Below are 20,821 nucleotides of genomic sequence, written 5' to 3' on the forward strand. Positions count from 1 at the left end.
ACTCATCACCTCTATTCGATTTCGTCTTCCACTGAATCGAATCCAAATGCGATTACGCTATCTTCTTCTGTTACAATACCAAGTTGTTTCGCATCAGACTCACTCTTAATATCAATTTTCCAGCCTGTTAATTTAGCTGCAAGACGTGCATTTTGTCCACGCTTACCGATAGCTAATGATAACTGGTGGTCTGGAACAACTACTGTTGTCGCTTTTTCTTCTTCATCTACAAGTACTTTAACAACTTGTGATGGGCTTAATGCATTTGCAACATATTCAACTGGATCATTTGACCAGCGGACGATGTCAATTTTTTCACCTTTTAATTCGTCTACAATGCGTTGTACACGTTGCCCTTTTGGTCCTACACAAGAACCAACTGGATCAACATCAGTGTTCTCTGCATATACAGAGATCTTAGAGCGATCGCCAGCTTCACGTGCTACAGAACGAATTTCTACAGTTCCATCATAGATTTCAGGAACTTCCATTTCGAATAAACGTTTTAAAAGACCAGGATGTGTACGTGATACGTAAATTTGTGGTCCTTTTGTCGTTTTTTCTACTTTCGTAATGAATACGCGAATACGATCATGTGGTTTGTATTGCTCATTAGGCATTTGCTCACTTACAGGTAATAAAGCTTCTACTTTTCCTAAGCTTACATAGATGAAACGAGCATCTTGACGTTGTACAATACCTACCATAATATCTTCTTCACGGTCACTAAACTCAGAGTAAATAACACCGCGCTCTGCTTCACGCACTCGTTGTGTGACAACTTGTTTTGCAGTTTGTGCTGCAATACGACCAAAGTCTTTTGGTGTTACTTCAATTTCTAGTACGTCACCATCTTGGTAGTTTGGATTAATTTGTCTTGCTTCCTCTACAGAAATTTCAAGACGTGGATCAAACACATTGTCTACTACGTCTTTACGTGCTAAAACTTGAATTGTTCCCACTTCTGGGTTAAAGCTCACACGAACGTTTTGTGCTTGATTAAAATTGCGCTTATAAGCAGAGATTAAAGCTGCTTCAATCGCATCAATAATAATGTCTTTGCTAATGCCTTTTTCAGATTCTAATACGAGCAAAGCATCTAATAACTCAGTGCTCATGAAGATCCCCCTTCTAACTAAAACGTAACAGCAAGTCGCGCATTTGCGACTTTATCCATCGAAATTTGGATTTCTTTTTTACGTGTTTTAATTGTTAATAATAATGTTATTGTTGTACCATCGTAAGAAAGCAGTTTTCCTTCAAACATCTTTTCACCATCAATCGGCTCATATGTTTTAATTGCCACTTGTTTTCCTACCGCTTGCTGGAAGTCTTTTTCTTTCTTTAATGGGCGTTCCGCTCCAGGAGATGATACATCCAAAAAGTAAAGATGAGGAATTGGATCCTCTTTATCTAAAGCTTCGCTTAAACGTTCACTTACCGCACCGCATTCTTCAATGTCGACTCCCTTTTCAGAATCGATGAATACGCGTAAGAACCAGTCTTGTCCTTCTTTCACATACTCTACATCTACAAGTTCAAGATTTAACTCTTCAACGATCGGCTGCGCAAATGCTTCTACAACTTCTGTGACTTTCTTATCCATAAACAGCCTCCTTCCTGCCGTCATGTACCATTTAAAAGAAGAAGACCCCGCCACTTTAAAAACGGTCTATCTTATTCTTTCTCGTTAGCTAACAAAAGCCCCTGCTGTTCAGCAGGGATTATCTGTCTTAGTATTACCAAATTTAAGAAGTAAAACTTGTAACAAAATATGTATATACGACAGAAATCTTTTACCTATCTACGTAGAGAAAACATAGATAGTAACACGAAAGAGTGGGTTTCCCCACTCTTTTCTTTACACAATATACATGACATGGTTATCTCGGTTAATAGTATATCATAGGAAATGTTGATTTGCAAAGACTTTTCCTACCTACTAGAACAGTGATAACTGGTTTTGATCCGGTAAATCTCCTAAACAACCTTGACTATCTAAATACTCAATAATTGTTTTCGAAACCTTACTACGCTGCTGCAAGTCCTCTTTTGATAAGAAGTCTCCATTTTTACGTGCTTCCACAATACTTAAAGCTGCGTTTGTACCAAGACCAGGTACCGCATTAAATGGAGGAATTAATGTGTCTCCATCAATAATAAATTCTGTTGCATGTGAGCGGTATAAATCCACCTTTTGGAATGAGTATCCACGCTCACACATTTCAAGTGTCATTTCTAGTACTGTTAATAAACTCTTCTCTTTCGGCGCAGCATCGAGTCCCTTTTGAGCAATTTCATCAATTCTTGCACGTATAGATGCTGAACCTTTCGCCATTGCCTCTACATCAAAATCATCTGCACGAACTGTAAAATATGCGGCATAGAATAACAGTGCAAAATGTACTTTAAAGTATGCGATACGTACAGCCATAAGTACGTAAGCAGCCGCATGGGCTTTAGGGAACATGTATTTAATCTTCTTACATGAATCAATATACCAACCTGGTACATTATTATTTTTCATGTCTTCTTCCCATTCTTCCGGTACACCTTTACCTTTACGAACCGACTCCATGATTTTGAAGGCTAATGATGGATCTAGACCTTGATAGATTAAATATACCATGATGTCATCACGACAACCGATAACTTCGCTCAGCGTACATGTACCGTTATAAATTAACTCGTTTGCATTACCAAGCCATACGTCAGTACCATGTGATAGTCCAGAAATTTGGACTAACTCTGAGAATGTCGTCGGTTTTGTCTCTTCTAACATCTGTCTTACGAATTTTGTACCAAACTCTGGTATACCAAGTGTACCTGTTTTACAGTTAATTTGCTCTTCCGTTACCCCTAACGATTCTGGACCAGAGAAAATTTTCATTACTTCTGGATCATCCGTTGGGATTGTTTTCGGATCAATACCACTTAAATCTTGTAACATACGAATAACGGTCGGATCATCGTGTCCTAGTATATCAAGTTTTAATAAATTATCATGAATCGAGTGGAAATCAAAATGCGTTGTTCTCCATTCAGCACCAATTGAATCAGCTGGGTACTGTATTGGTGAGAAATCAAAGATATCCATGTAATCTGGCACAACGATAATACCGCCTGGATGCTGTCCTGTTGTACGTTTTACACCGGTACACCCTGCTACTAAGCGATCAATCTCTGCATTTCGAATCGTTAAGTTATGATCATTTGCATAACCTTTTACATATCCGTAAGCAGTTTTTTCCGCAACTGTACCAATCGTTCCTGCACGATATACATAGTCTTCACCGAACAGGACTTTCGTATAGTTATGGGCACGTGGTTGGTATTCCCCGGAGAAGTTCAAATCGATATCGGGCACCTTATCTCCTTTAAATCCAAGGAACGTTTCGAAAGGAATGTCATGTCCATCTTTTACATATGGAATATTACAAGCAGGACATTCTTTATCTGGTAAGTCAAAACCAGAACCTACAGAACCATCATTAAAGAATTCTGATTGCTTACACTTCGGACATACATAGTGTGGTGGTAATGGGTTTACTTCTGTAATTTCCATCATCGTTGCAACAAATGATGACCCTACCGATCCACGCGAACCTACTAGATATCCGTCTACTAACGATTTTTTCACAAGCTTATGTGAAATTAAATAAATTACGGCGAATCCATGCCCAATAATACTTTTTAATTCTTTTTCTAAACGTGCTTCTACAATTTCCGGTAGCTCTTCACCATAAATGCTACGCGCCATTTTATAACTCATATCACGCGTTTCATCATCAGCACCTTCAATTTTCGGTGTGTATAGATCGTCTTTTACTGGATGCACATCACCAATTAATGACGCAATCTTTTGTGTATTTGTTACAACAACTTCTTTCGCTTTGTCTTCACCTAAGAATGAAAAACATTCTAACATCTCATCAGTTGTACGGAAATGTACTGGCGGTAATGAATGTCGATTTAACGGATTGGCTCCGCCCTGCGAACTGACTAGAATTTTACGATACATCGCATCCTCAGGGTCTAAATAATGCACGTTTCCTGTAGCAACAACTGGTTTATCTAACGTCTCACCTAGTTTTACTAAATTAGAAATAATTGTTTTTAATTGACCTTCGTCTCGAACAAGCTCACGTTCTACTAAATGACGCAACACCTCTGGAGGCATTACTTCAATGTAATCATAGAACTGGGCAATTTCTTCTACCTCTTCAGGTGCCTTTTGCATCATTGCCTCGAACACTTCACCTTTATCACAAGCCGTTCCTACTAAAATCCCTTCACGATATTTTTTTAATAGTGATCTCGGCACACGTGGTACACGGTAAAAGTAATTAAGGTGAGAATATGAAACAAGTTTATATAAATTTTTCAATCCAACATCTGATGTGGCAAGTAACGTCATATGACTTGGACGGCCACGCTTATACGCATCCCCTTGTCCCATGCTATCATTTAATTGATCGTGATATTCAAATCCCTTTTCAATTACGTCTTTCAACATTTTCACAAGTAAATATCCCGTCGCTTCTGTATCATAAATCGCACGGTGATGTTGTGTTAATTCAATATCAAGTTTTTTACACATCGTATTTAATCGATGATTTTTCATTTCTGGGAATAAAAATCGTGCAAGTTCTAACGTATCAATAACTGGATTATTCGTTTTTTCTAGTCCAGCCTTTTTAAAACCTACGTTAATAAAGCCCATATCAAAGCTCGCGTTATGGGCAACAAGTGTATGGTCGCCCATCCATTCCTCAAACTTTTTAAACACTTCGTCCACTTCAGGTGCATCAGTTAACATATCATCCGTAATACCTGTCAATTCAATAATCGTCGCTGATAATGGTTGATGTGGATTTGCGAAAGATTCAAAGCGATCAATAATTTCGCCACCCTTTACTTTTACGGCAGCCAACTCAATGACTGTATCGTATACAGCTGATAAACCTGTCGTCTCAACGTCGAAAACAACATACGTTTCCTCTGCAAGTAAACGATGCGCTTCGTTATACGCTATCGGTACACCATCATTAACTAGATTTGCTTCTACACCATATATAACTTTAACACCAGCCTTCTTCCCTGCAGAATACGCCTCTGGGAAGGACTGAGCCACGGCATGATCTGTAACCGCAATAGCCTCATGTCCCCATTTACCAGCTTGAGCAACAAGCTTAGAAACTGGAGTGACAGCGTCCATTTGACTCATCGGAGTATGGAGATGCAGCTCTACTCGTTTTTCGCCTTCTGGTGCTTTATCTTTACGAGACGGTCCTGTTATTTCATTAATATCATTTGCAATCATTACTAAATCTCGAACGAATGTATCGTTTTGAACAGAACCACGCGCTTTCACCCACATTCCTTTTTTCAAGGATTGCAGCATTGGAATATCTTCTTTGTCACGCGAGAACATTTTGATCATAATAGAATCCGTATAATCCGTTATTTTTAAAGTTAATAACGTACGCCCACTACGAAGCTCTTTTGTTTCTACATGGAAGACATATCCTTGAACCGTTTTTCTTCTTTCTTCATCTTGAATTTCTCGCATCGGTGTAATCTCTTCATCTGGCTTAATAAGATACCCGAGTGTAATCGGTCCTTCATACACAACGCTGCTTTCTTCAGCTTGCTTCTTCGCCATTTCTTCCATAGCTTGTATAACACGCTCACGGTCTTCTTGCTGCGTTTGTTCACGAAACTTTTGCATTTCTTCTGTATTTTGCTGTATATGTGTGTCTAACTGAAAACGCGGGAATCCAAAAACTTCGTATTGATCCCCTACTGGTTTCGCAACGTTTTTCTTTAAAGCCGTAGACTCCAGCTCGTTATTTACATTTATTAACAACTTCACTCCATTCACCTGTGGAAGCTGCTTCTTTAAGTATGCGAACATAGGTGAAAATGTAATTCGTTCCGTACAAAGCGGCCAATACGCCCTCACTTCTTCTTCTGTAAATTGTTTATTCTCTGTTTCTAATGCAAATGTTGTTCTTGCAATATGAGAAAATGATTGCTTAAGCTTTGTTTCTAGCAATTCATATAATTCTGTAGGCAAAATACGTGGCACTTGTAAATCAAAATGCCAACTTTTATTCGCTTTATCAATAACGAGCCTTTCAATACCACCGCCTTGTAAATATTGATTTATAAGGTCGTCTGGTATTTGCAACTGCTGGAGCAAAATTTGAAATCGCTCTTGTTGTTCATTTGTTAAAGACATAAGCACTCTCCTTCCATTTGCTATTATAAATTGAAACGTACCACAAAGAAAGATTTCTCACCTCTTCTTTTACAAAATACGTTTACAAAGAAAGAGAAGGTACCCCATTACGAGGTACCCCTTCTTATTTTAAAATATTTGCAATATATGTTTGAAGTTCTTCTACTTTTACTTCTTCAGACTCACCTGTAGCACGTACTTTCACTTCTACAATACCTTCGTCTGCTTTTTTACCAACTGTAACACGAACTGGAAGACCGAATAAATCTGCATCTGCAAATTTAACACCTGCACGTTCTGCACGATCGTCTAATAACACTTCATAGCCTTGTTCTTGTAATGAGTTGTAGATATTTTCACCCATTTCACGTTGTGCATCAGATTTCATATTTACTGGAATTACATGCACATGGAACGGTGCTACCGCTTTTGGCCAAACTAAGCCGTTCTCATCGTTAAATTGCTCTGCAATTGCTGCTACTGTACGAGATACACCGATACCGTAACAACCCATAATAAGTGGTTGTGTTTTTCCATTTTCATCTAGGAATGTTGCGTTCATTGCTTCACTATAACGAGTTCCTAATTTGAATACATGACCAACTTCAATTCCGCGTGCGAAAAGAATTGTTCCGTTTCCATCTGGAGATTGGTCTCCTTCTTGAATAAAGCGTAAATCTGTATATTGACTTACTTTAAAGTCACGTTCTGGATTTACATTTACATAATGGAACCCTTCTTCATTCGCTCCTGAACATCCGTTAACAATTGATGCTACAGCGTGATCAGCAATAATTTCGATATCACCTGTTACATTAATCGGTCCTAATGAACCAACTTCACAATTTAATAATGCTTTTACTTCTTCATGAGAAGCAAGCTCAACAACTGAAGCGCCATATACATTTTTCACTTTCACATCGTTTACTTCGTGATCACCACGAACAAGTACAACTACTAATTTCTCATCTACTTTAAACACCATAGACTTAATGCACTTGTCAGCTGCAATGTTTAAGAATGCAGATACTTCTTCAATTGCTTTTTGGTCTGGTGTTGCTACTTTTTCAAGTGCTTTTTCTGCTTCGTCACTCTTCGTATACGTAGCTACAACAGGAGCCATTTCGATGTTTGCTGCATAATCAGATGTGTCAGAGTATGCAATTGTATCTTCACCAACATCAGATAATACCATAAATTCATGTGTATCTTTTCCGCCCATTGCTCCAGAATCAGCAATAACTGCACGGAAATTCAAGCCACAGCGAGCAAAAATGTTAGAGTATGCTTTATATAAGCGATCGTATACTTCATCTAAGCTCTCTTGTGTAGCATGGAAAGAGTATGCATCTTTCATTAGAAACTCTCTTCCACGTAATAAGCCGAAACGAGGTCTTTGCTCATCACGGAATTTTGTTTGAATTTGGTATAATGTTAACGGTAATTTTTTATATGATTTCACTTCATCACGCACAAGATCCGTAATTACTTCCTCATGTGTCGCTCCTAATGCGAATTCACGAGCGTTACGATCTTTCATACGCATTAATTCAGATCCGTAAGAATACCAACGACCTGATTCTTGCCATAATTCTGCAGCTTGCATAGCTGGCATTAATAATTCTACAGCTCCTGCGCGCTCCATTTCTTCTCGAACGATACGTTCTACTTTGTGTAATACTTTTAATCCAAATGGTAGGAAGCTATAAATACCAGAAGCATTTTGACGCATAAAACCTGCACGAAGTAATAACTGATGACTCTTAATTTCAGCATCAGCTGGAACTTCACGTAATGTAGGACTGAATACCATACTTTGTTTCATTTATTTGCACCTCTTCATTTTACTCTTACACGCAGTAAAACCCCTCACCTCGAGTTAGGTGAGGGATTTTATTCTACGAGCTCTATTTCATTATAAGTTTCACTTTATTTTACAAGAAAAACTTACGAATGTCATTCCAAGTTACAACTAACATAAGTAACATTAATAATGCAAAACCAATAAAGTGAACCATTCCTTCTTTTTGGCGATCAATTGGTTTCCCTCGTAACGCTTCAATTAAGAAGAAGAATAAACGGCCACCATCTAAAGCAGGAACTGGTAATAAATTAAATAAACCAAGATTAATGCTTAGAACTGCAGCTAAACTTAGTACACGCGTAAACCCATAATCTACAACTTGATCTGTTAGATTATAAATTCCTACTGGACCTGACAACTCATTAATAGAAAATTGACCAGTTACTAATTTAACAAGAGATTCAAAAATTAGTTTCGTCCATTGGTACGTTTGTTCAAATCCTGATTTAATAGAACCCATTACTGTTTTCTCTACAGGAGAATAAACACCGATTCTACCAACTTCGTCTTTTCCTTCTTTATCGAGTGTTGGCGTTACTTTCACATTAAACTGTTCATTATCACGCTTTACTTGTAACGTAATTTCTTTATTTGGGTTTTCACGTACAATAGTAACAACATCTTTCCATGTACTTGTGTTTTTCCCATCAATAGCTTGAATTGTATCATTCTCTTTCAATCCAGCTTGCTGTGCTGCACTGTTATCCATCACTTTTCCGACCATTGGTTTGTCAATAGGGACCCCTTGTACAAATCCAAGAATCACAAAAATAACAAATGCTAAAATGAAGTTCATTGCAGGACCCGCGAAGATTGTTAAAGCGCGTTGCCCTAGTTTTTTCGAGCCAAATTGTCTATTATACGGAGCAATTTGAATTTCTTCCCCCGCAGTAATAATACGAGCCTTTTCATTCACTCGGAATGTTTGAAGCTCTTCCTCGTACTCTTCATAGCCCGAAATTGTTAAATTATGCTCCAAATCAGCTTGTTCGACTTCAATAACACGAACATTTGGATACTTTTCATATCCATCAAAAACTAATTTCACAACTTCGTCTTTTTCATTTAATACAAGGCCAACCTTTTTCCCAGGCTTTAACTCAACTGTGTCCGCATCCTCGCCAGCCATTCTTACATAGCCACCAAGGGGCAGTAATCGAATCGTATACACCGTTTCATTCTTTTCAAATGAGAATATTTTCGGACCAAAACCAATCGCAAACTCGCGGCATAAAATACCTGCTCTTTTTGCGAAATATAGATGCCCTAGCTCATGGAAAAATACGAGTGCACCGAAAATTAATATAAAGGCAATCGCTGTATTCAATTCCATAACCACCTTTGCTAAATTTGTTCCATCACAAACCGTCTTGTGGCCGCATCAATTTCCAAAATTTCCTCTAAGCTCGGTCGTGCAATGACATTGTGATGGTTCATTGCTTTTTCAATGAGGTCTTCCACTGTTAAGAAATCAATTCTCTTTTGTAAAAAGGCTTCAACAGCTACTTCATTCGCTGCGTTCATTACAGCTGGCATACTTCCACCTGCTTTTCCAGCTTCATACGCAAAACGTAAACAACGGAATCGTTCTTGGTCCATTTTCTCAAAATGCAACGTCCCTATTTCCCATAAGTTTAACTGTTTTGTGTCTGAAAGAGGCAATCTATCAGGATATGTAAGTGCGTATTGAATTGGTACTCGCATATCAGGTGAACCAAGCTGCGCCATTACACTACGATCTTCAAATTCAACCATAGAATGGATAATACTTTCTTTATGTAAAACAACATCGATTTGCTCATAAGGGATACCAAAAAGCCAATGTGCTTCAATTACTTCTAGTCCCTTATTCATCATTGTAGCAGAATCAATTGTAATTTTCGAACCCATTGACCAGTTTGGATGTCGAAGCGCATCTTCTACGGTCACATGATGCAATTCATCCCTCGTTTTATCGCGGAAACTTCCACCAGAAGCCGTTATAATAAGACGAGAAATTCTTTTTTCATTTTCACCATTCAAGCATTGAAAAATAGCCGAATGTTCACTATCAACTGGAAGTAACGAAACATTATGTTTTCGTGCTGCTTCCATTACAAGATGTCCTGCAGTTACTAACGTTTCTTTATTTGCAATTCCAATTGTTTTTTTCGCCTCAATTGCACGAAGTGTTGGTAACAACCCTACGCTACCTACAACAGCATTTACTACAATCTCCGCATCTGGATGTAATGCTACTTCTAAAAGTCCTTCACTACCATATACAATTTTTGTATTACCAGAAACAGATTGTAATTTTAAAACATCTTCCTCTCTTTGCACAGAGACGATTTGCGGAGAAAATTCTTGAATTACCTTTACTGCGTAGTCAATATTTTTCCCTACAGAAAAAGCAACGAGACGGAATTGGTCTGGGTGCGAGCGTAATACATCTAAAGTTTGTGTACCAATTGATCCGCTTGCACCTAATAAACTAATGTTTTTCATGACTCCAACCCCTCGTTCATTTATTAATTATATTGTAATAAGAAGTAGAGAATTGGTAAAACGAATAACCAACTATCTGTTCGGTCTAATATACCACCATGCCCAGGTAAAATTGTACCTGAATCCTTTACGCCATAATGACGTTTAAAAGCAGATTGTACTAAATCACCAATTTGTCCAAAAATAGAAATAATAATTGTCAGCACAATTAAAATTACTACATTCGATTCGACTGGGAAGAACACGTTGTAAACAAGTGCCACAATAATTCCACAAACGATGCCCCCTAATGAACCTTCAATCGTTTTATTTGGACTGATTTCTGGCCACAATTTTCTCTTGCCCAATGCTTTTCCTACGAAATATGCGCCTGAATCAGTAGCCCATATAACAAATAATGCGCAAAATACATATTTAATTCCTAATATTCTCGTTTCATTTAAATATAAGAATCCCATTGCCACATATGTCGTTGCCATCAGTAAAAATGAAGCATTATCAAAAGTAAATGTATTCTTAGAAAGGACTGTATATGATAAAAGTAATAAAACAATCACAAATGTGATTTCCAATTTACCTAATCCAATCCATGTAAACAGTTCTGATGCACTACTTGGAATTAAAAGAATCCACAATAATACTGCAGCTAAAACTGTCGGTACTGAAATAAGCGTAAGCTTATTCATACGAATTAATTCATATAAACCTATAGAAGCAAGTGCATACACTAAAACCGTAAAAGGCACGCCACCGTATATTACGATGGGAATGAATAGCGCGGCAGCAACCACTCCAGTAATAATTCTCTGTTTCACTACCAAACCCTCTCTTTCTACACGCCTCCGAATCTGCGCCCTCTATGTTGAAAGTCAGTAATCGCATTTAGCAAATGTTCTTCTTTGAAGTCTGGCCAATACACGTCTGTAAACCAAAACTCCGAATATGCAATTTGCCATAACATGAAATTACTAATACGTAGCTCTCCGCTTGTTCGGATTAACAACTCTGGATCAGGTAAAGAACTCGTCATTAAGTAGGAGGAAAGCATTTCTTCACTTACCTCTTCAGAACGAATTTTTCCTTCCTCATTATCTTTCATCATATGTTGCACAGCAGAAACGATTTCATCTCGACTTCCATAGTTTAACGCGAAATTAAGAATTAATCCCGTATTCTCTTTCGTATCTTCCATGGCTTTCTCCATCGCTCTGCGTGTATGCGTAGGAAGACGATCTTTTTGCCCTATTACTCGGACTTGTACGTTTTCTTCAATCAATTCTGGTAAAAATGTACCTAGAAATTCTTCTGGAAGCTTCATTAAATAATCAACTTCCTTTTTCGGTCTTTTCCAGTTCTCAGTTGAAAAAGCATAAAGAGTTAACACTTTCACATTAAGTTTACTTGCAAATTTTGTAATTTTCTTTACAACTTGCATACCTTCATGATGTCCCGCAATACGAGGCATTGCTCTCCTCTTTGCCCATCTTCCATTCCCATCCATAATGATGGCAATATGTTCTGGGATATATCCTTTTTTCACTTCTTCAACGAGATGATCAAACGATGTGTCCTTTTTACCTTTAAAAAAAGGAAAGTTTTTAAACATCATTCATACCCTCCAGCAAGCAGACGTATGCCTAAAAGTGTAAAAAGACCCCCTTAAGAAGAGGGTCATAATTGCGAAGTTATCGCTATTACACTTCCATGATTTCTTTTTCTTTGTTTTTTGCGATTTCGTCAACTTTTGCAATATATTTATCTGTTTCTTTTTGGATATCTTCAGTATATCCTCTTAAATCATCTTCTGTAATCTCGCCAGCTTTTTCAAGCTTCTTAAGATCATCATTTCCGTCACGACGTACGTTACGAACAGCAACTTTAGCTTCTTCAGCATATTTTTTCACAACTTTTACAAGATCACGACGACGTTCTTCTGTTAATGCAGGGAATGCAATACGAATTACAGTTCCATCATTAGAAGGATTTAAGCCTAAATCTGCTTTTAAAATTGCTTTTTCAATATCACCGATAGAAGTTTTATCATAAGGTTGAATTACTAGTAAACGCGCTTCTGGAACTGTAATGTTCGCTAATTGCACAACTGGTGTTGGTGCACCATAGTAATCAACTTGTACCTTATCTAATACAGACGCGTTTGCACGGCCAGCACGAACTGTTGCTAATTCACGAGAATAAGCAGCAACTGCTTTTTCCATTTTTTCATTTGAAGACTTCAATACTTGTTGTCCCATATTTATTTCCCCCTTACCACTGTTCCGATATTTTCGCCTAAAACGGCACGTTTAATATTACCTTTTTCCATAACTGAGAATACAATTAATGGAATATCATTATCCATACATAGAGAAGAAGCTGTAGAATCCATTACACCTAAACCTTCTTTTAATACGTCTAAGTAAGTAAGCGTTTCATATTTCGTAGCTGTTGGATCAATAGATGGATCCGCATTATATACACCATCTACATTGTTTTTCGCCATTAAAATTACATCTGCTTCAATTTCTGCCGCACGTAATGCTGCTGTTGTATCTGTAGAGAAGTATGGGTTACCTGTACCTGCTGCAAAGATAACAACACGTTTTTTCTCTAAGTGACGAACTGCTTTACGACGAATGTAAGGTTCTGCAACTTGACGCATCTCAATTGAAGTTTGTACACGAGTTTGAATTCCGATATTCTCCAAGCTATCTTGAAGAGCTAATGAATTCATAACTGTCGCTAACATGCCCATGTAATCTGCCCCTGCACGATCCATGCCCATTTCACTTCCAATTTTCCCACGCCAAATGTTACCGCCACCAACAACAACAGCAACCTCTACATCAAGTTCTGCAATTTCTTTTACTTGTTCCGCAACTGACTTAATAACAGTTGGGTTAATTCCAAATCCTTGCTCTCCAGCTAAAGCTTCTCCACTTAGCTTTAAAACGACACGATTATATTTCGGTTTACTCATAATGAACCTCCAATTGCTTACATCTTTATTTTAAAAAAGGGAACACAATGTGTTCCCTAATCTGTATTAGTTGCTACCTTTTACTTGGTTCATTACTTCTTCAGCAAAGTTGTCTTCGCGTTTTTCGATACCTTCACCAACAGCGTAGCGAACGAATCCTTTTAATGTTCCGCCTTTAGACTCAACGAACTGACGAACTTTCATATCAGGGTTTTTAACGAATGCTTGGTCAAGTAAGCAAATCTCTTCGAAGAATTTGCCTAAACGGCCTTCAACCATTTTTGCAACGATTTTCTCAGGCTTACCTTCGTTTAATGCTTGTTGTGTTAATACTTGACGCTCATGCTCAACTTCTTCAGCTGTTACAGCATCGCGGTCGATGTATTTAGGGTTAACTGCAGCGATGTGCATTGCAACATCTTTAGCAGCAGCTTCATCAGTAGAACCTTCAAGAACTGTTAATACACCAATGCGTCCACCCATGTGTAGGTAAGCGCCGAATGCATCTGCATCAGTTTTTGATACGATTTCGAAACGACGAAGTGTAAGTTTTTCACCAATTTTAGCGATTGCTTCGTTGATGTGCTCTTCAACTTTTTTACCGTTTTCCATTGTTTGAGCCATAGCTTCTTCAACGTTAGCTGGTTTGTTAGTTAATAAGTGAGCGGCTAATTCTTTAATTAGTGTTTGGAAACCTTCGTTTTTCGCAACGAAATCAGTTTCAGAGTTTAATTCTAAGATTAAAGCGTCGTTACCGTTTGTTTCGATGAAAGTTAAACCTTCAGCAGCAATGCGGTCAGCTTTTTTAGCAGCTTTCGCAATACCTTTTTCACGTAAGAAGTCAATTGCCTTCTCCATGTCGCCGTTAGTTTCTGTTAAAGCTTTTTTGCAGTCCATCATACCTGCGCCAGTTTTTTCACGTAATTCTTTTACCATTTGAGCAGTGATTGCCATACTTTTCATCCTCCTAAAATATGTATTTATACCTTTTATAAAGGTGTTTATACCTTAAAAAAGGTGATAAAAGGCCGAACCCCTTATCACCTTTCCAACTTTGTTACGCAGTAACAGTTTCTTCACCTTGTTTTGCTTCAAGGATCGCGTCTGCCATTTTAGATGTAAGAAGTTTTACAGCACGAATTGCATCATCGTTTGCTGGGATAACGTGATCGATTTCGTCTGGATCACAGTTTGTATCAACGATACCGATGATTGGAATGTGTAATTTGCGTGCTTCAGCAACTGCAATACGCTCTTTACGAGGGTCTACTACGAATAATGCACTTGGAAGACCTTTCATATCTTTAATACCGCCTAAGAATTTCTCAAGACGCTCTAACTCTTTTTTAAGTTGAACAACTTCTTTCTTAGGAAGTACTTCGAAAGTACCATCTTCTTGCATTCTTTCGATGTCTTTAAGACGCTTGATACGCTTTTGGATTGTTTGGAAGTTTGTTAAAGTTCCGCCTAACCAACGTTGGTTAACGAAGTACATACCAGCACGAGTTGCTTCTTCTTTAATAGCTTCTTGTGCTTGTTTTTTAGTACCTACGAATAAGATGTCTCCGCCTTCAGCAGCGATGTCGCGCATCGTTCTGTAAGCTTCCTCAACTTTTTTCACAGTTTTTTGTAAGTCGATGATGTAGATGCCGTTACGCTCTGTGAAAATGTAACGCTTCATTTTTGGGTTCCAACGACGAGTTTGATGTCCGAAATGAACACCAGCTTCAAGCAATTGCTTCATAGAAATTACTGACATAATATAGTTCCTCCTAAATGGTTTTTGATATCCTCCGTTTACTTCATCTCTAAGCGAAACTACAAACGTAGCACCAACACTTAAATCAGTAAACGTGTGTACTTTGTACTGACACCACTGCTTACTATATCATACTGAAATATTACAATCAAGTCGAAAATGCGAACAATGTAAAACTTTCTTTGTTCATACTCGAATTCTAGTATTACCAACCTTCATTTCTTTTAAGCAAAAAAATAAATACAATTAATAGTTTTCTCAGAAAACACGCTTATGACACTTTTCACAAGCACCATCTATCCATTGCACATAAAAAACTCTCCTCAATCGAGGAGAGTTTTTTACAAATTAGTTTGTTTTTAATTTAGCAAGTTCCTGTAGAAACTTGTCGTTTAGCACTTTAATGTATGTTCCTTTCATACCTAAAGAACGAGACTCAATAACACCAGCACTTTCTAATTTACGTAGTGCATTTACGATTACAGAACGAGTAATTCCTACGCGATCAGCAATTTTACTTGCAACAAGTAAACCTTCTGTTCCATTTAATTCTTCGAAGATGTGCTCAATCGCTTCTAACTCACTGTAAGATAATGAGCTGATCGCCATTTGAACAACAGCTTTACTACGTGCTTCCTCTTCGATTTCTTCTGCTTTTTCACGTAAGATTTCCATACCTACAACAGTTGAGCTGTACTCAGCAAGGATTAAATCATCATCTAAGAACTCTTGACCAAGACGAGCTAATACTAATGTACCTAGACGCTCACCGCCACCAACGATTGGTACGATTGTAGTTAAACCTTGACCAAATAATTCTCTGTTTTCTACTGGGAATGCTGTGTAAGCACTGTTCACATCTAAGTTTGAAGATGTTTCTGTAATGTTGAATAAGCTTTGTGTATATTCTTCTGGGAATTGACGTTCTGCAAGCATTTGCTTCATGCGTTCGTTTTCGATTTGTTGGTGAATTGCATAACCTAGTAATTTACCACGACGGCTAACTACGAATACGTTTGCTTCGATTACTTCACACATTGTGTCAGACATTTCTCTAAAGTTTACAGGCTTCCCTGCTGCGCTCTGTAATAACGCATTTAATTTTCTCGTTTTTGCTAATAATTCCATTTCAAAAGTTCCTCCTACATGTTACTCACATATTTTTTCATCACTTGGAAACTAGGGCGAGTCACCTGATGACACTATTACAAAATAAACTGGCTCACATCTTTATTTTTAGCAATTGTTGCTAATTTCTCCTCAACGTATTGAGGTGTTATCGTTATTTTCTCTAACGTAATTTCAGATGCTTCAAACGATAAATCTTCAAGGAGCTTCTCCATAATCGTATGAAGTCTTCTTGCTCCAATATTATCTGTATCCTGATTAACTTGATAAGCAATCTCAGCAATCTTACGAATAGCTTCGTCTGAAAATTCAATTTCTATACCTTCAGTCGCTAATAATGCCATATATTGTTTAATTAACGCATTGTCAGGCTCGATTAGTATTTTAACAAAATCGTCTGTCGATAATTTTGTTAATTCTACTCGAATCGGAAATCTCCCTTGCAATTCCGGAATTAAATCCGACGGTTTAGACATATGGAACGCTCCAGCTGCAACGAATAAAATATAATCCGTTTTTACTGATCCGTATTTTGTCGCAACATTCGACCCTTCTACAATCGGCAAAATGTCACGTTGCACACCTTCACGTGATACATCTACGCTATTCGACTGCTTACCAGCAATTTTGTCAATTTCATCGATAAAAATAATCCCGAGCTGTTCAGCACGATAAACAGCCTCTTGTGTAACTTCATCCATATCAATTAAGCGCTGTGCCTCTTCATTTGTCAAGAGTTTTCTTGCTTCTTTTACAGAAAGTTTACGTTTTTTCGTTTTTTTCGGCATAAAACTTCCTAGCGCATCTTGGAAATTCATTCCCATTTGCTCCATGCCAGTTCCTTGTAACATATCAAACATGGAAGACTGTTGTTCAGTCACTTCAATCGATACAATTTCGTCTTCAAGAAGCCCTGCAGCAAGCTTTCTCTCCACATCCTGACGCTTCTTTTCGATTTCAACATCTTCTTGTGTATCAGACGTTTGATTCGAATTTTGAGTGCCTCCAAAAAGCATCTCTAATGGATTTTTGAATCCAGATTGTTTCTCTGGACTCGGCACTAAAATTTCAACAAGACGTTGATTCGCTTGCTCTTCGGCTTTATCTTGAACTTTCACTACCATTTCTTCTTTTACGATACGAACCGATGTTTCCACCAGGTCACGTACCATCGACTCTACATCTCTACCCACATATCCAACTTCTGTGAATTTTGTAGCCTCAACCTTAATAAAAGGTGCTCCAACGAGTTTCGCCATTCGTCGTGCTACCTCTGTTTTCCCAACACCTGTCGGTCCAATCATTAAGATATTTTTAGGTGCAATTTCGTCACGTAAATTTTCAGCTAATTTACTGCGACGATATCGATTTCTCAACGCTACAGCAACCGCTTTCTTTGCGTCTTTTTGACCGATGATGTATTGATCTAATTTTTCCACAATTTGGCGCGGAGTAAAATGTAAATGCATATAAAATGCCTCCCTTACGATTCTACAATTCTTCAACAATTATGTTGTGATTCGTATAAACACAAATATCGCCAGCAATCTCTAAACTCGCTTTCGCAATTTGCTTCGCTGTTAAGTGTTCACTTGCATATTGCTTTAAAGCACGACCTGCAGAAAGTGCATAATTCCCACCAGATCCAATTGCTAAAATACCATCATCCGGTTCAATCACTTCTCCTGTACCTGAAACAAGGAGCATAGTTGTTTTATCCATGACAATGAGCATTGCTTCTAGCTGACGTAACATTTTATCGCCACGCCATTGTTTGGCCATTTCAACAGCAGCACGCTGCAAGTTGCCATTATACTCTTCTAATTTCCCTTCAAACATTTCAAAAAGAGTAAATGCGTCAGCAACTGATCCTGCGAAACCAGCTAAAACTTTACCTTGGAAAAGTTTACGAACTTTACGAGCTGTATGTTTCATTACAACAGCATTTCCCATTGTCACTTGGCCATCTCCAGCCATTGCACATTCTCCATTATGATGAACTGCAAATATCGTTGTAGCGTGGAAATTTCCCATAGAAAAAACTCCTTTATTTGTTTTTATAGCTTTTAAAGCAATTTATGCCCGCGGGTGATGCTTCATGTAAACAGAACGCAATCTTTCTTTAGAGACATGCGTATAAATTTGTGTCGTCGACAAATTTTCATGGCCTAATAACTCCTGTACAGTACGTAAATCCGCCCCTTCATCTAGCATATGTGTAGCAAATGTATGCCTTAACATATGGGGACTTATCCGCATTGTCAGCGAAGCCTTTTTAATGAGTTCATTTAAAACATAACGAACTCCACGACTTGTTAGCGGTTTACCTTTCGCATTTAAAAATACCATATGAGAGTCTTCGTCAGTCTTATTAACTAACTGTTTTCTCCCATTCTCTATATAAGTAATTAAAGAATCTTGCGCATAGCTTCCGAACGGAATATACCTTTGTTTTTTTCCTTTTCCCATTACTAAAATTGTTCCCACCGCAAAGTCAATATCGGTAAGTTGTAAATTGACACATTCACTCACACGGATCCCAGTCGCATACATCAACTCTAACAAAGCTTGATTCCTTTGACCTAATGGTGTTTCCGTGTCAGAAACTTCAAATAATTCCTCTAACTCTTCAGCATATAAAAACTTTGGGATTGACAATTCTTTTTTGGGGAGTGACGCAAGTGCAAACGGATTATCCTTTCGATAACCTTCACGCATCAAAAAACGATATAAACTTCGTAAGCTTGATACTTTTCTTGCGACAGATTTACGGGCTAACTTCTCATCGTGCAACGTCGTTAAGTACAAACGAACATCCGCGTATGTAACGTCTAAAAAAGAGGATATGCCTTCTCGTTCCATAAATTGCACAAAATGTTCTAAATCATTTTGATAACTTGCAATTGTATATTTTGAATAATTTCTTTCAATTTGTAAATATCCAACGAATAATTGTAACAATTTCTTCACATTCACACAACTCACCTCAATAAAGGCTACTAAATCGTATCACAACTTAGTAGCCTTTGCAAGAAATTTAACTAAATATTTACAAAATTTCGAATCGTTTCTAAAGCGCGTGCTGCGTACGCTTCATTTCGTTCTGCTTTCTTTTTAATCTTCTTCTCTAACGGTGCAAATAGACCGAAGTTCGCATTCATCGGTTGGAAGTTTTTAGCGTTCGTTGCCGTAATGTAATTTGCCATGCTACCCATCGCAGTTACTGGCGGTAATACAACTGGCTCTTCACCTTGCACAAGACGCGCAGCATTAATTCCTGCTAATAATCCTGATGCTGCTGATTCAACATATCCCTCTACTCCAGTCATTTGACCAGCGAAGAATAAATCATCCCGTTGTTTATATTGATATGTTGGACGAAGCAAATTAGGTGAATTAATAAACGTATTACGATGCATTACACCATAACGTACAATCTCTGCATTTTCCAATCCTGGAATTAACTGTAGCACTTCTTTTTGCGGTCCCCACTTTAAATGTGTTTGGAAACCTACGATATTGTATAAAGTTCCCGCTGCATCATCTTGACGTAACTGAACAACAGCATATGGCGTTTTCCCTGTTTTTGGATCTTCCAATCCAACAGGTTTCATAGGTCCAAATACTAACGTCTGTCTCCCTCTACTTGCCATAACCTCTACTGGCATACAACCTTCAAAGAAAATTTCTTTTTCAAACTCTTTTAAAGGCACTGTCTCAGCAGCAATTAGAGCCTCATAAAAACGATCAAACTCTTCTTCTGTCATTGGGCAATTTAAATATGCAGCTTCACCTTTGTCATAACGCGATTTTAAATATACTTTATTCATGTCAATGCTGTCTTTTTCTACGATTGGGGCTGCAGCATCATAGAAGTAGAAATAATCTTCTCCTGTTAATTCTTTCAATTTTGCAGAAAGATCAGGAGATGTTAATGGACCTGTAGCAATAATTGTCGGTCCCTCTGGAATATCTGTAATTTCTTCATTCATTACAGTTACATTTGGATGGTTCTTTACGTATTCTGTTACTTTAGCTGCGAACTCATGACGGTCTACAGCTAAAGCGCCTCCAGCTGGTACAGAGCACTCATCCGCCGCACGAATAATTACAGAATCCATTAAGCGCATTTCCTCTTTAATAACGCCAACTGCATTTGTTAAAGTGTTTGCACGAAGTGAGTTACTACATACTAATTCAGCGAATTTATCTGTGTGATGAGCTGGCGTTTGCCTTACCGGTCTCATTTCATATAATCTAACTTGGACACCACGTTTTGCAATTTGGTAAGCTGCTTCACTTCCTGCAAGACCTGCGCCAATGACGTTTACTACTTGTGTTGTCATTTATATCACCTTTCCT

At 38.0% G+C, this 20,821-nt stretch carries 17 protein-coding genes; all 17 read right to left on the bottom strand.

What is annotated here, in order from left to right; translation table 11 throughout:
• Positions 1-11: 11 nt before the first annotated feature.
• On the bottom strand, positions 12-1,118 hold the full coding sequence (nusA, locus tag ACQGSG_RS00245) for a transcription termination factor NusA (protein ID WP_000102604.1): 1,107 nt from the start codon (positions 1,116-1,118) through the stop codon (positions 12-14).
• A 17-nt stretch (positions 1,119-1,135) separates the two neighbouring features.
• Entirely contained in the window at positions 1,136-1,606 is a 471-nt protein-coding gene (gene rimP, locus ACQGSG_RS00250; RefSeq protein ID WP_000359096.1) for a ribosome maturation factor RimP, read from the bottom strand.
• Positions 1,607-1,942: 336 nt separating this feature from the next.
• Positions 1,943-6,244: a PolC-type DNA polymerase III gene (locus ACQGSG_RS00255; protein ID WP_000060005.1), complete on the bottom strand. Its 4,302-nt coding sequence runs from the start codon at positions 6,242-6,244 to the stop codon at positions 1,943-1,945.
• 124 nt (positions 6,245-6,368) lie between these two features.
• Entirely contained in the window at positions 6,369-8,069 is a 1,701-nt protein-coding gene (locus tag ACQGSG_RS00260; protein ID WP_000814299.1) for a proline--tRNA ligase, read from the bottom strand.
• Positions 8,070-8,178: 109 nt separating this feature from the next.
• Positions 8,179-9,435: an RIP metalloprotease RseP gene (gene rseP, locus ACQGSG_RS00265; protein ID WP_001090243.1), complete on the bottom strand. Its 1,257-nt coding sequence runs from the start codon at positions 9,433-9,435 to the stop codon at positions 8,179-8,181.
• A 17-nt stretch (positions 9,436-9,452) separates the two neighbouring features.
• Complete coding sequence (gene dxr / locus ACQGSG_RS00270; protein ID WP_000790372.1) at positions 9,453-10,595, bottom strand: 1-deoxy-D-xylulose-5-phosphate reductoisomerase; 1,143 nt, start codon at positions 10,593-10,595, stop codon at positions 9,453-9,455.
• Positions 10,596-10,618: 23 nt separating this feature from the next.
• The gene (cdsA, locus tag ACQGSG_RS00275) at positions 10,619-11,410 is read right to left on the bottom strand and encodes a phosphatidate cytidylyltransferase (RefSeq protein WP_000813592.1); all 792 of its coding nucleotides are present in this window, start codon (positions 11,408-11,410) and stop codon (positions 10,619-10,621) included.
• 17 nt (positions 11,411-11,427) lie between these two features.
• Positions 11,428-12,204, bottom strand: a complete 777-nt coding sequence (gene uppS / locus ACQGSG_RS00280; protein ID WP_000971296.1) for an isoprenyl transferase — start codon at positions 12,202-12,204, stop codon at positions 11,428-11,430.
• Positions 12,205-12,289: 85 nt separating this feature from the next.
• Positions 12,290-12,847: a ribosome recycling factor gene (gene frr, locus ACQGSG_RS00285; protein ID WP_000531501.1), complete on the bottom strand. Its 558-nt coding sequence runs from the start codon at positions 12,845-12,847 to the stop codon at positions 12,290-12,292.
• A 2-nt stretch (positions 12,848-12,849) separates the two neighbouring features.
• Positions 12,850-13,572 (bottom strand): UMP kinase, encoded by a 723-nt coding sequence (gene pyrH, locus ACQGSG_RS00290; RefSeq protein ID WP_000042668.1) that lies wholly within the window; start codon positions 13,570-13,572, stop codon positions 12,850-12,852.
• 66 nt (positions 13,573-13,638) lie between these two features.
• The gene (gene tsf, locus ACQGSG_RS00295; protein WP_001018578.1) at positions 13,639-14,526 is read right to left on the bottom strand and encodes a translation elongation factor Ts; all 888 of its coding nucleotides are present in this window, start codon (positions 14,524-14,526) and stop codon (positions 13,639-13,641) included.
• A gap of 103 nt (positions 14,527-14,629) precedes the next feature.
• Entirely contained in the window at positions 14,630-15,331 is a 702-nt protein-coding gene (gene rpsB / locus ACQGSG_RS00300) for a 30S ribosomal protein S2 (protein WP_000111485.1), read from the bottom strand.
• 348 nt (positions 15,332-15,679) lie between these two features.
• Complete coding sequence (gene codY, locus ACQGSG_RS00305) at positions 15,680-16,459, bottom strand: GTP-sensing pleiotropic transcriptional regulator CodY (RefSeq protein ID WP_000421290.1); 780 nt, start codon at positions 16,457-16,459, stop codon at positions 15,680-15,682.
• 77 nt (positions 16,460-16,536) lie between these two features.
• Positions 16,537-17,928 carry an ATP-dependent protease ATPase subunit HslU gene (gene hslU, locus ACQGSG_RS00310; RefSeq protein ID WP_000550087.1) on the bottom strand — a complete coding sequence of 464 codons (1,392 nt, stop codon included), beginning with the start codon at positions 17,926-17,928 and terminating at the stop codon, positions 16,537-16,539.
• Between the two features lie 22 nt (positions 17,929-17,950).
• Positions 17,951-18,493, bottom strand: a complete 543-nt coding sequence (gene hslV, locus ACQGSG_RS00315; RefSeq protein WP_000526272.1) for an ATP-dependent protease proteolytic subunit HslV — start codon at positions 18,491-18,493, stop codon at positions 17,951-17,953.
• Between the two features lie 42 nt (positions 18,494-18,535).
• Positions 18,536-19,435, bottom strand: a complete 900-nt coding sequence (xerC, locus tag ACQGSG_RS00320) for a tyrosine recombinase XerC (RefSeq protein WP_001101241.1) — start codon at positions 19,433-19,435, stop codon at positions 18,536-18,538.
• 65 nt (positions 19,436-19,500) lie between these two features.
• Entirely contained in the window at positions 19,501-20,805 is a 1,305-nt protein-coding gene (gene trmFO, locus ACQGSG_RS00325; protein WP_000213002.1) for an FADH(2)-oxidizing methylenetetrahydrofolate--tRNA-(uracil(54)-C(5))-methyltransferase TrmFO, read from the bottom strand.
• Between the last annotated feature and the right edge of the window lie 16 nt (positions 20,806-20,821).

Origin of the sequence: Bacillus sp. GMa5/1 (genome assembly GCF_050172015.1) — a bacterium.
Classification (GTDB): domain Bacteria; phylum Bacillota; class Bacilli; order Bacillales; family Bacillaceae_G; genus Bacillus_A; species Bacillus_A cereus.